We start from the raw sequence: 12,207 nt of genomic DNA on the forward strand, positions 1-12,207 counted from the left end.
GGCGCTCGGCGCTCGGCGCTCGGCGCTCGGCGCTCGGCGCTCGGCGCTCGGCGCTCGGCGCTCGGCGCTCGGCGCTCGGCGCTCGGCGCTCGGCGTCAGGCCGACAGCGACTGGGCGCGCACGTGCCTGGGCTCGAAGGTGCGGCCGCGCAGCTGGTCGTGGCGCGGGGCGTTCTCGATCAGCACGTCGAGCACCTCCCGGGCGCGGTCGCGCATCTCCAGGCCCAGGTAGCCCTCCACCATCACCGCCAGGGCGTCGCGGGTCGCCTCGGTCTCCGGGTAGTTCTCGATCACCCAGCGGCCGCGTTCCACGGCGGCCAGGTAGGCCCCGCGGCGCAGGTAGTAGTCGGCCACGTGGAGCTCATGGCGGGCCATCAGGTTGCGCAGATAGACGATGCGCTGCTGGGCGTCGGGGGCATACTCGCTGTTGGGATAGAGCCGCACCAGCTCGCTGAAGTCGGTGTAGGCGTCCCGCGAGGCGCCCAGGTCACGCTTGGATATGTCGATCAGCTTCAGGCGCTCGAGGCTGAAGCGGCCCGCCTGCCAGGAGGACAGGCCACGCATGTAGAGCGCGTAGTCTGCCTGGGGATGGCTCGGGTGCAGCCGGATGAAGCGGCTTGCGGCGGCGCGGGCGGCCTCCCAGTCGCTGGTCTCGTAGTAGGCGTAGATCAGCTCCAGCTGCGCCTGCTCGGCGTGGTTGCCGAACGGGAAGCGGGTGTCCAGGGCCTCGAGCCGCGTGATGGCGGCGGTGAAGTTGCGCCGCTCCAGGGAGCCTCGCGCCTCCTCGTAGAGCTCGCGCTCGGCAACGCCGGCGAACTCGTCCTCTTCCTCGGTGGAGCCGCTGCTGGCGCAGCCCACCAGCAGGGTGGAGGCCAGCAGCAGGGCCGCGAGACGGGCAGTGGGGGTGAAAACGCGCATCGTGATCCTCGTGGCAAACAACGCGGATTGGCCGTGTTAGAATCGACCTGAAACCCGCTCACTATAAAGCACTGCGTGGCAAAACGCAGTGGTTCGGCGGCATCCCGACCACGACACCTGCATACGGGCTCCCTCTCGCTCATGTCCCAGACCCTGGAAGCACAGCAACGCGTTCCCGACGCCATGGCCGGCCTGCGCCTGGACCAGGCCGCGGCCGAACTGTTCGCGGACCACTCGCGGGAGCGCCTCAAGGCCTGGATCAAGTCGGGGGAGCTGACCGTCGACGGCAATCCCGCCAGGCCGAAGGACAAGGTCTATGGCGGCGAGCAGCTGCAGCTGGCCGCCGAGGTGGAGGACGACACCCGCTTCGAGCCCCAGGAGATCCCCCTGGCGGTGGTCCACGAGGACGACGAGGTGCTGGTGATCGACAAGCCGGCCGGGCTGGTGGTCCATCCGGCGGCGGGCAACCCCGACGGTACCCTGCTCAATGCGCTGCTGCACCACTGCCCCTCGCTTGCCGGCGTGCCGCGGGCGGGCATCGTGCACCGCCTCGACAAGGACACCACCGGCCTGATGGTGGTGGCCAAGACCCTGGCCGCCCAGACGGCGCTGGTCGAGCAGCTGCAGGCGCGCACGGTGTCGCGGGAGTACGATGCCGTGTGCGTGGGGGCGATGACCGCTGGCGGCACCCTGGAGGCGCCCATCGGTCGCCACCCCAAGGACCGCAAGCGCCAGGCGGTGACGGCCTCCGGCAAGCCGGCGGTGACCCACTACCGGGTGGTGGAGCGCTTCCGCGCCCATACCCACGTGCGCTGCCGGCTCGAGACCGGCCGTACCCACCAGATCCGCGTGCACCTGGCCCACCTGCGCTATCCCCTGGTGGGAGACCCGGTCTACGGCGGGCGGCTGAAGCTGCCGCCCGGCGCCGCCGAGCCGCTCAAGGAGATCCTGCGCGAGTTCCCGCGCCAGGCGCTGCATGCCCGCCGCCTGGCCTTCGTGCACCCCGGCAGCGGCGAGCGGGTGACCTTCCGCTCGCCGCTGCCCGATGACATGCTGATGCTGATCGACTACCTGCGCGAAGACCACGCCACGATGCGCTGATACCCCTGCGCCAAGGAACCCGCCATGAGCGACGCCCCTGACCTGCGCCCGACCCTGATCCTGCCCGACTGGCCGGCCCCCACCTCGGTGGGGGCCTTCGTGACCACCCGCGAGACGGGGCCTAGCCAGGGGGACTTCGCCTGCTTCAATCCGGCGGAGCACGTGGGCGACAACGCCGACCACGTGGCGCTGTGCCGGCGGCTGCTGCAGAAGCAGGTGGACGACGAACGCCCGCTGCTGTGGCTCGACCAGGTCCACGGCGCGCGGGTGCAGCAGGCGTACGATGCCCACGCCCCGGAGGCCGACGCCGCGGTGGCCTTCGACCGCGATTACGCCTGCGTGGTGCTCACCGCCGACTGCCTGCCGGTGTTCTTCAGCGACCGTCGCGGCACCCGGGTGGCGGTGGCCCATGCCGGCTGGCGCGGGCTGGCCGGGGGGGTGCTGGAAGCCACGGTGGCCGCCCTGGGCGTGCCGGCGGAGGAGCAGCTGGCCTGGCTGGGCCCGGCGATCTCCAACGCCCAGTTCGAGGTCGGCCCCGAGGTGCAGCAGGCCTTCGTCGGCGTGCATCCCGAGGCGGCCGACGCCTTCGATCCCAGCCCCTACCGCCTGGGCCACTACATGGCGGACCTCTATCGCCTGGCGCGCCTGCGCCTGGAGCGCCTGGGGGTGTCGCACATCAGCGGCGGCCACTTCTGCACCGCCTGCGAGCCGCGCTTCTACTCCCACCGCCGTGACGACGGCCGTACCGGGCGCATGGCCAGCGTGATCTGGCTGCGATAGCGCCGGTGTGCGATACCGGGCTCTAGGAGGGCGGCTTCGCCGCGCGACTGGCGTCGTCAGGCGCCCGGCGGTGTCTCCATGGCTCGGGTGGCCACTTCCGGGAGGCCTTCGGCCTCCGTTCGCCCAATGAATTGGCCTCCTACCAATTGCCACCTTCTGCCTGCGGGGTTGACCCGCGTCAACTTGCCACGCGCTTCCCCTGGCGGTCGACTTGAAAGCCGGCCCGCCTGACTCCATTGAGTGTGTCAAGACGAATTGACAGGGCCACGCGGTGCGTCCGAGCGCGCCGCCACCCCGATGGAGGAAGGTTTCATGCGTTTCGACAAGTTCACCGCCAAGCTGCAGAACGCCGTGGCCGACGCCCAGTCCCTGGCCGTGGGCCGCGGCCACAACCAGCTGGAGCCCGGGCATCTGCTGCTGGCGCTGCTGGAGGCCACCGATACCGGCGTCAAGGCGCTGGTGCAGAAGGCCGGCGGCGACGCCGCGCGGCTGCGCGAGGGCCTGACGGGCCACCTCGACGACCTGCCGAAGGTCGCCCACTTCGACGGCGAGGTGCAGCCCTCCCGTGATCTGATCAAGCTGTTCAACCTCACCGACCGCGAGGCCCAGAAGCGCGGCGACCAGTACATCGCCAGCGAACTGGTGCTGCTGGCCGCGCTGGAGATGGGCCATGCGGTGACCCGGCTGCTGACCCAGGCGGGGGTGACCCGCAAGTCGCTGGTGGCCGCCGTCGACAGCGTACGCGGCGGCGAGAGGGTCGACGACCCCAACGCCGAGGACCAGCGCGAGGCACTGGAGAAGTACACCCTGGACCTCAACGAGCGGGCGGCCAGCGGCAAGATCGACCCGGTGATCGGCCGCGACGACGAGATCCGCCGCACCATCCAGGTGCTGCAGCGGCGCACCAAGAACAACCCGGTGCTGATCGGCGAGCCCGGCGTGGGCAAGACCGCCATCGTCGAGGGGCTGGCCCAGCGCATCGTCGACGGCGAGGTGCCGGAGGGCCTCAAGGACAAGCGCGTGCTGTCGCTGGACATGGGAGCGCTGCTGGCCGGAGCCAAGTTCCGCGGCGAGTTCGAGGAGCGCCTCAAGTCGGTGCTCAAGGAGCTGGCCCAGGAAGAGGGCCGGGTGATCCTGTTCATCGACGAGCTGCACACCATGGTCGGCGCCGGCAAGGCCGAGGGCGCCATGGATGCCGGCAACATGCTCAAGCCCGCCCTGGCCCGCGGCGAACTGCACTGCGTGGGGGCCACCACCCTCGACGAGTACCGCAAGTACATCGAGAAGGACGCGGCCCTGGAGCGCCGCTTCCAGAAGGTGCTGGTGGACGAGCCCTCCGAGGAGGACACCGTGGCGATCCTGCGCGGCCTCAAGGAGCGCTACGAGGTGCACCACGGCGTCGACATCACCGACGGGGCGATCATCGCCGCGGCCAAGCTCTCGACCCGCTACATCACCGATCGCCAGCTGCCCGACAAGGCCATCGACCTGATCGACGAAGCCTCCTCGCGGATCCGCATGGAGCTCGACTCCAAGCCCGAGGAGATGGATCGCCTCGACCGCCGGCTGATCCAGCTGAAGATGGAGCGCGAGCACCTCAGGAAGGAGAGCGACGAGGCCTCCAGGAAGCGTCTCGAGACGCTCGAGGAGCAGATCGGCGAGCTCGAGCGCGAGTATGCCGACCTCGACGAGATCTGGAAGGCCGAGAAGGCCAGCATCCAGGGCGCGGCCCAGTTCAAGGACGAGCTCGACCGGGCCCGCGTCGATCTGGAGCAGGCGCGTCGCCAGGGTGACCTGGCGCGGATGTCCGAGATCCAGTACGGGGTGATCCCCGCGCTCGAGAAGAAGATCGCCGAGGCCGGGGAAGGGGAGGCCGATACCTCCAGGCACCAGCTGCTGCGCTCCAATGTCACCGAGGAGGAGATCGCCGAGGTGGTGTCGCGCTGGACCGGCATCCCGGTCTCCAAGATGCTCGAGGGCGAGCGCGACAAGCTGCTGCGCATGGAGGAGGCGCTCCACGAGCGGGTGATCGGCCAGGACGAGGCGGTGACCGCGGTGGCCAATGCCGTGCGCCGTTCCCGCGCCGGGCTGGCCGACCCGAACCGGCCCAACGGCTCCTTCCTGTTCCTCGGCCCGACCGGGGTGGGCAAGACGGAGCTGTGCAAGTCGCTCGCCAACTTCCTCTTCGACACCGAGGAGGCGATGGTGCGCATCGACATGTCGGAGTTCATGGAGAAGCACTCCGTGGCGCGGCTGATCGGCGCCCCGCCCGGCTATGTCGGCTACGAGGAGGGCGGCTACCTGACCGAGGCGGTGCGCCGCAAGCCCTACTCGGTGCTGCTGCTCGACGAGGTGGAGAAGGCCCACGCCGACGTCTTCAACATCCTGTTGCAGGTGCTGGAGGATGGGCGCCTGACCGACGGCCAGGGGCGCACCGTGGACTTTCGCAACACGGTGATCGTGATGACCTCCAACATGGGCTCGGACATCATCCAGCGCATGGGCGGCGATGACTCGGACTATGCCCAGATGAAGGAGATGGTGATGGCGGTGGTCGGCGACCACTTCCGCCCGGAACTGATCAACCGCATCGACGAGGTGGTGGTGTTCCACGCCCTCGGCCAGGCGCAGATCCAGGCCATCGCCGAGATACAGCTCGACCGCCTGCGCGCGCGGCTCGCCGAGCACGACCTCTCCCTCGAGGTCAGCGAGGCGGCGCTGGGCCTGCTGGCCGAGGCGGGATTCGACCCGGTGTTCGGGGCGCGGCCGCTCAAGCGGGCGATCCAGGCGCGCATCGAGAACCCGCTGGCCCAGGACCTGCTGGCCGGCAAGTTCTCGCCCGGCGATGTCATCCACGTGGAGGCGGAGGGCGATCAGCTGGTGTTCCAGAGCTGAGCCCAACAAAGCGTTACCGTGCCGACCGGGCGTCCGGTCGGCAACTGTCTACACTGAAATCAGGTTGCGTCCTGTAACCCCCTTGCCCGCCCGGCACCCAGCCCGGCGGGCTCTTTTATGGCGGCGCGCCGGGCGCGTCGGCCCACTCACGCCTTTTCCGCGGTTGACACCGTTGTGTCGCTAATGGAATCTTGGCCCTTCCTGATTTGCGGGCGCGGAACTCTGCGGGCGACCCCCCACTCCCGCGCGAAGGGTAGGCCCCATGGCCTCTACCCGCCGAAGGACTTCCAGGCTCGGGCCAACCGCCCGTCCTGACCAACGCCCCGACGCGGCGATCCGCCGCGATGAGAGTGCAGGCCCCAACAGGGCCGAACAAGCCAGGGTTTGGCATCAGGTGCCGGCGAGGCCGGCAGCGACATACCGTCGCACTCGACCCCGTGTCCCGCATTCGAGACACGGATCGCACTCGAGACCTCCAGGGGAGAGACATCAGTGGAATTGCTTTCAGGCGCGGACATGATCGCCCGCTTCCTCCAGGATGAGGGCGTCGAATACATCTACGGCTATCCAGGCGGGGCGGCGCTGCACATCTACGACGCCCTGTTCCGTCAGGACAAGGTCAAGCACATCCTGGTACGCCACGAACAGGCCGCCACCCACGCCGCCGACGGCTACGCCCGGGCCGCGGGCAAGCCCGGTGTGGTGCTGGTCACCTCCGGCCCCGGCGCGACCAACGCCGTCACCGGCATCGCCACCGCCTACATGGACTCGATCCCGATGGTGGTGCTGTGTGGCCAGGTGATGAGCCACCTGATCGGCGACGACGCCTTCCAGGAGACCGACATCATCGGCGTGACACGCCCCATCGTGAAGCACAGCTTCTCGATCAAGCATCCGACCGAGATCCCGGAAGTGCTGAAGAAGGCCTTCTACCTGGCCGCGACCGGCCGCCCGGGCCCGGTGGTGGTGGACATTCCCAAGGACATGACCGCCCCCACCGAGCGCTACGAGTACGTCTACCCGAAGAAGGTCAAGATGCGCTCGTACAACCCGGTCTCCCGCGGGCACAGCGGGCAGATCAAGAAGGCCGTGGAGATGATGCTCAAGGCCAAGCGTCCGGTGTTCTACACCGGCGGTGGCGTGGTGACCGGGCGGGCAAGCGAAGGGTTGACCGACCTGGTAAAGCGGCTGGGCTACCCCGTCACCACCACCCTGATGGGCATCGGCTCCTATCCGCAGAGCGATCGTCAGTGTCTCGGCTGGCTGGGCATGCACGGCTCCTATGAATCCAACATGGCCATGCACCATGCCGACCTGATCATCGCCATCGGCGCACGCTTCGATGACCGGGTGACCAACAACACCTCCAAGTTCTGTCCCACGGCCAAGATCATCCACGTGGACATCGACCCGAGCTCGGTCTCCAAGACCGTGCGGGCCGACGTGCCCATCGTGGGGCCGGCCGGCAGCGTGATCAGCGAGATGATCAGCCTGGTGCAGGGCAAGGAGGTCGCCCACCCCGAGGCGCTGGCCGAGTGGTGGCAGAAGATCGACGGCTGGCGCGAGGAGCGGGCCGGCAGGCTCTACGAGCCCTCGAAGCCCGGCGAGGCCATCAAGCCCCAGGAGGTCATCGAGGCGCTGTGCCGGGTGACCCGCGGCGAGGCCTACGTGACCACCGACGTGGGCCAGCACCAGATGTTCGCGGCCCAGTACTACAAGTTCGACAAGCCCAACCGCTTCATTACCTCCGGCGGCCTCGGCACCATGGGCTTCGGCTTCCCGGCGGCCATGGGCATCAAGCAGAACTTCCCGGACGAGCAGGTGATCTGCGTGACCGGCGAGGGCAGCTTCCAGATGATGATGCAGGAGCTCTCCACCTGTAAGCAGTTCGGCGGTGGCGTGAAGATCGTCAACCTGAACAACGCCTCGCTGGGGATGGTGCGGCAGTGGCAGGACCTGAACTACAAGTCCCGCCACGCCCACTCCTACATGGAGTCGCTGCCCGACTTCCAGAAACTGATCGAGTCCTATGGCTTCACCGCGATGAAGGTCGAGACCCTCGACCAGCTCGAGCCGGCACTGGAGAGAACCTTTGCCGACAAGCACGAGCTGGTGTTCCTCGACGTGGCGGTCGACCCGCACGAGCACGTCTATCCGATGCAGGTGCCGCTGGGCGCCATGCGTGACATGCTGCTTTCCAAGACGGAGCGGACCTGATGCGCCATATCATCTCGATTCTGATGGAAAACGAACCGGGCGCCCTGTCTCGCGTGGTGGGGCTGTTCTCGCAGCGCAACTTCAACATCGAGACGCTGAACGTGGCGCCCACCGAGGACGAGACCCTGTCGCGACTGACCGTGACCACGGTGGGGGACGACCGGGTGATCGAGCAGATCACCAAGCACCTCAACAAGCTGATCGACGTGGTCAAGCTGGTGGACCTCACCGAGGGCAACCACATCGAGCGCGAGCTGATGCTGGTGAAGGTCAAGGCGCTGGGGGCGGCCCGTGACGAGGTAAAGCGCACCGTGGATATCTTCCGTGCGCAGATCGTCGACGTGACGCCGAGCCTCTACACCGTGCAGATCACCGGCGACGCCGGCAAGCTGGATGCCTTCCTGCAGGCCATGGCGCCGGTGGGGATCCTCGAGGTGGCGCGTACCGGGGTCTCCGGCATCGCCCGCGGCGACAAGGTGCTGTCCCTTTGATGTACGACTGCGTTCGCTCGTGACGTAAATCGTTGCCCCAGCGGCATACGTTGCAACCTTCAGGCCGCCCTTCGGGGCGGCCTTGCTGTTTTCGGGGCAGGTGTCAGCGCTCCACCACCTCGTCCCATAGCGCGCGGATCAGCGGGCTCCTCAGGCGCCGCTCCAGCACGCAGAGGCCGACGTCGTAGTGGGGCAGTTCCGGCTTCACCGGCAGCACCCGCACCCGCTCCACCAGCGGGCTGTTGTCGAGCACGATCTTCGGCACCACGCCCACGCCGAACCCCAGTCCCACCATGCTGACGATCGCCTCGTGGCCTGCCACCTGGGCGTAGATCCGCGGGGTGATGCCCAGCGCCCGGAACCAGGTATTGGCAAACTCCCGTGAGAGCCCCGCCTCGGAAAGCACCATCGGCACCTGGCGCCACTGCTCGGCACTGGGCGTCTCGGGGGTCGCCGGAATCCACTCGTGGCGGTCGTGGGGGGCGATGAACACCAGCGGCGAGCGGGTCAGCGACTTGAAGGCCAGCGCCTCGGGCGTCTGGCGGGGGCGAGGAGTAATGGCCATGTCCTCGTCGCCGGCCAGTACCCGGGACATCGCCTCGGCCGGGTCGCCGGTGTGGAGCTTGAGTTCGATGCCGGGGTGGTGGGCGCGGAATTCGCTGAGCAGTTCGTAGAGGAAGCTGTAGCTGGCGGTGACCGAGCAGTAGACGCTGATCTCGCCGGTCAGGCGCCGGGCCTCGCTCATCAGCGAGAGGCGCAGCTGCTCCCACTGTTCCAGGGTCTCCCGGGCGTAGCGCTGGAAGGTCACCCCCTGGCGAGTCAGGGCCACGTGGCGGTTGTCGCGCTCGAAGAGTGCCACGCCGAGGGTCTCCTCGAGCTGGCGGATCGAGCGCGACAGCGTCGAGGGGCTGACGTGGCAGGCTTCGCTGGCGCGGCCGAAGTGCAGGGTCTCCGCCAGGGCCAGGAAGTGTTTCAGGGGTCGCAGGTCCATGGGGTCATTATTGCATAATCCGGCATATGTCGTTGCATATATAGCGTTTTACGCAATGGCGGGTCCGGCGTAAGGTGGAGCCATCGGATGCCGCGAATCCCGACCCCGCGCCAGACGGGGCGGGTGGTCATCAACGCTGACACGATACCTTCACCATACTTCCAGGAGTTCACCATGCACGTGTATTACGACAAGGATTGCGACCTCTCCCTCATCCAGGGCAAGAAGGTCACCATCGTGGGCTACGGCTCCCAGGGCCACGCCCATGCCAACAACCTGAAGGAGTCCGGCGTCGACGTCACCGTCGCCCTGCGCGAAGGCTCCTCCTCCGCCGCCAAGGCCGAGGCCGCCGGCCTCAAGGTCGCCAGCGTGCCCGAGGCCTGCAAGACCGCCGACGTGGTGATGATCCTGGCCCCGGACGAGAACCAGAAGGCGATCTACGAGAACGAGGTCGAGCCGAACCTGAAGCAGGGCGCCACCCTGGCCTTCGCCCACGGCTTCAACATCCACTACAACCAGATCGAGCCGCGCAAGGACCTGGACGTGATCATGATCGCGCCCAAGGCCCCGGGCCACACCGTGCGCTCCGAGTTCGTCAAGGGTGGCGGCATTCCCGACCTGATCGCCATCCACCAGGATGCGTCCGGCAGTGCCAAGGAACTCGCGCTCTCCTACGCCGCCGGCGTCGGCGGTGGCCGCAGCGGCATCATCGAGACCACCTTCAAGGACGAGACCGAGACCGACCTCTTCGGCGAGCAGGCCGTGCTGTGCGGTGGCGCCGTCGAGCTTGTCAAGGCGGGCTTCGAGACCCTGACCGAGGCGGGCTACGCGCCGGAGATGGCCTACTTCGAGTGTCTGCACGAGCTCAAGCTGATCGTCGACCTGATGTACGAGGGCGGCATCGCCAACATGAACTACTCCATCTCCAATAACGCGGAGTATGGCGAGTACGTGACCGGCACCGAGGTGATCAACGAGCAGTCCCGCGAGGCGATGCGCAACGCCCTCAAGCGCATCCAGACCGGCGAGTACGCCAAGATGTTCATCCAGGAAGGCAACAGCAACTATCCGTCGATGACGGCCCGTCGCCGCCTGAACGCCGAGCACGACATCGAGATCGTCGGCGCCAAGCTGCGCGGCATGATGCCGTGGATCGCCGCCAACCAGCTGGTCGACAAGTCCAAGAACTGATCCTCGATTGGTTCCGGATGTACCCGAAGGGGCGCGGACTTCCGCGCCCCTTTGCTCGTTCATGGGGGTGAGGCGCCTGGGGTGCGGCGTTGTGGGGGCGTGGCGGGCGTGTAGAATGATCCTAGCGCCCCAGGGCGACCTCATTCCGACAATGGACGAAACGCATGAGTCAGGACCCCCGCAATACCGAGCATGATCTGTCGCAGCCCGGTAACGAGACTCCCGGCGAGGCGGCCGCCGACAGGGCGCCTCCCGCGGAGGAGGATCTGGCGGCGGCCTTCGTGCGCGAGACGGAAGTCATCGAGGAGGCCGTGGAGAACGGGCAGAAGGTGCGCCGCAAGGGCATTTACCTGCTGCCCAACCTGTTCACCACCTCCGCCTTGTTTGCCGGCTTCTTCGCCGTGGTGGCAGGCATCAACGGCGACTTCACCGCGGCGGCGGTGGCCATCTTCATCGCCATGGTGCTCGACGGCCTGGATGGTCGCGTGGCGCGCATGACCAATACCCAGAGCGCCTTCGGTGCCGAGTATGACAGCCTGGCCGACATGCTCTCCTTCGGCGTGGCGCCGGCCCTGGTCGCCTTCACCTGGATTCTGCAGGACATCGGCAAGACCGGCTGGGTGGTGGCCTTCCTCTACGTGGCCTGTGCCGCGCTGCGCCTGGCGCGCTTCAACGTGCAGATCGGCAGCGTCGACAAGAAGTGGTTCATCGGCCTGCCCAGTCCGTCGGCGGCGGCCCTGGTGGCGGCCAGCGTCTGGACCTTCCACACCCTGGATGCCGAGGCCTTCGGCTTCAAGCTGCTGATGCTGTTCATCGTCGGGGCCGCCGGGGTGCTGATGGTCAGCAACATCCGCTACCACAGCTTCAAGGAGATCGATCTCAAGGGGCCGGTGCCCTTCGTGGTGCTGCTGGCCATCGTGCTCGGCTTCGTGGTGATCTCCGTGCAGCCGTCGGTGATGCTGCTGCTGCTGTTCGGCGCCTACGTGGCCTCCGGTCCGGTCATGGCGGCGATGCGCAAGCTCAAGCATGCGCCGCCGACGGCCTGACCCGCCTGCCACGCTCCTCTCGACGCCCGCCCCGCGCGGGCGTTCTCGTCCGGGCGCCACGGCTTGTCCACAGCCCTCGGGCGCCAGGGCGCTGTGGATAGCCCGGGGCGGCACGCTGGCGCAACGGCTTCCCCGTTCTGCCACCGTCCTGACATTTTTTTACCGGAAGGGCTTGCGGGGTCCCGGGGAAGTCCGTAAAGTACGCATCCGCTGCCGGCGACGGGCAACGTTGCAGGCGGTGAAAGGTGGGAGAAGTGGTTGTTCTGCTTGGGGTTTTCGAAAACGCCCCGCTTGACAGTCACCGCGGATTCGGTAGAATGCGCCCCGCACGAATCGCAGCCACCTCGATAGGGTGGGGCGGTCGGCAGCCACGGCAAGTTCGCTTCGCCAACCCCTGCTTGACACGCCGAAGCGAATCGGTAGAATACGCCTTCCTCGCAGGGCGCTGGCGAGGCCCGCCGGATCATGGATCCGCGGCCACGGCAGCAAGCGAGACGCTCCGCTCTTTTCATCGAGCCCGGAGCCGCTCTTTAACAATCGATCAGGTAATTCATGTGGGCGCTTGTCGATGTGTCGGT

At 67.7% G+C, this 12,207-nt stretch carries 9 protein-coding genes; 7 read left to right on the forward strand and 2 right to left on the reverse strand.

Annotated features, from left to right (window positions below; all coding sequences use genetic code 11):
* Positions 1–95: 95 nt before the first annotated feature.
* A complete protein-coding gene (locus tag BDK63_RS17600) occupies positions 96–917 on the reverse strand; it encodes an outer membrane protein assembly factor BamD (RefSeq protein ID WP_183334355.1) in 822 nt (273 codons plus the stop codon).
* Between the two features lie 141 nt (positions 918–1,058).
* On the opposite strand from BDK63_RS17600, the gene rluD reads away from it, so the two are divergent.
* The 5 genes from rluD (at position 1,059) to ilvN (ending at position 8,401) form a co-directional block, all read left to right on the forward strand.
* Entirely contained in the window at positions 1,059–2,018 is a 960-nt protein-coding gene (gene rluD, locus BDK63_RS17605; RefSeq protein ID WP_183334356.1) for a 23S rRNA pseudouridine(1911/1915/1917) synthase RluD, read from the forward strand.
* Between the two features lie 24 nt (positions 2,019–2,042).
* On the forward strand, positions 2,043–2,798 hold the full coding sequence (gene pgeF, locus BDK63_RS17610; RefSeq protein ID WP_183334357.1) for a peptidoglycan editing factor PgeF: 756 nt from the start codon (positions 2,043–2,045) through the stop codon (positions 2,796–2,798).
* Positions 2,799–3,110: 312 nt separating this feature from the next.
* On the forward strand, positions 3,111–5,693 hold the full coding sequence (gene clpB, locus BDK63_RS17615) for an ATP-dependent chaperone ClpB (RefSeq protein ID WP_183334358.1): 2,583 nt from the start codon (positions 3,111–3,113) through the stop codon (positions 5,691–5,693).
* 492 nt (positions 5,694–6,185) lie between these two features.
* A complete protein-coding gene (locus BDK63_RS17620; RefSeq protein WP_183334359.1) occupies positions 6,186–7,910 on the forward strand; it encodes an acetolactate synthase 3 large subunit in 1,725 nt (574 codons plus the stop codon).
* Entirely contained in the window at positions 7,910–8,401 is a 492-nt protein-coding gene (ilvN, locus tag BDK63_RS17625) for an acetolactate synthase small subunit (RefSeq protein WP_183334361.1), read from the forward strand. Before BDK63_RS17620 ends, ilvN begins: the two co-directional genes overlap by 1 nt.
* Before the next feature lie 103 nt (positions 8,402–8,504).
* Here the strand turns inward: ilvN and ilvY are convergent, their stop codons facing one another.
* Positions 8,505–9,392, reverse strand: a complete 888-nt coding sequence (gene ilvY, locus BDK63_RS17630) for an HTH-type transcriptional activator IlvY (RefSeq protein WP_183334363.1) — start codon at positions 9,390–9,392, stop codon at positions 8,505–8,507.
* A 174-nt stretch (positions 9,393–9,566) separates the two neighbouring features.
* Between ilvY and ilvC the strand changes: the two genes are divergently transcribed.
* Positions 9,567–10,583, forward strand: coding sequence for a ketol-acid reductoisomerase (ilvC, locus tag BDK63_RS17635; protein WP_183334366.1), 1,017 nt, complete (start codon positions 9,567–9,569; stop codon positions 10,581–10,583).
* Between the two features lie 164 nt (positions 10,584–10,747).
* Complete coding sequence (gene pssA / locus BDK63_RS17640; RefSeq protein WP_183334365.1) at positions 10,748–11,629, forward strand: CDP-diacylglycerol--serine O-phosphatidyltransferase; 882 nt, start codon at positions 10,748–10,750, stop codon at positions 11,627–11,629.
* The last annotated feature ends 578 nt before the right edge of the window (positions 11,630–12,207 follow it).

The organism is Halomonas campaniensis (genome assembly GCF_014193375.1).
Lineage (GTDB): Bacteria > Pseudomonadota > Gammaproteobacteria > Pseudomonadales > Halomonadaceae > Halomonas > Halomonas campaniensis.

Bases quoted from the DNA above. Each gene is read 5' to 3' on its own strand.
- BDK63_RS17600 (WP_183334355.1), bottom strand. From the start codon at position 917: ATGCGCGTTTTCACCCCCACTGCCCGTCTCGCGGCCCTGCTGCTGGCC.
- rluD (WP_183334356.1), top strand. From the start codon at position 1,059: ATGTCCCAGACCCTGGAAGCACAGCAACGCGTTCCCGACGCCATGGCC.
- pgeF (WP_183334357.1), top strand. From the start codon at position 2,043: ATGAGCGACGCCCCTGACCTGCGCCCGACCCTGATCCTGCCCGACTGG.
- clpB (WP_183334358.1), top strand. From the start codon at position 3,111: ATGCGTTTCGACAAGTTCACCGCCAAGCTGCAGAACGCCGTGGCCGAC.
- ilvN (WP_183334361.1), top strand. From the start codon at position 7,910: ATGCGCCATATCATCTCGATTCTGATGGAAAACGAACCGGGCGCCCTG.
- ilvY (WP_183334363.1), bottom strand. From the start codon at position 9,392: ATGGACCTGCGACCCCTGAAACACTTCCTGGCCCTGGCGGAGACCCTG.
- ilvC (WP_183334366.1), top strand. From the start codon at position 9,567: ATGCACGTGTATTACGACAAGGATTGCGACCTCTCCCTCATCCAGGGC.
- pssA (WP_183334365.1), top strand. From the start codon at position 10,748: ATGAGTCAGGACCCCCGCAATACCGAGCATGATCTGTCGCAGCCCGGT.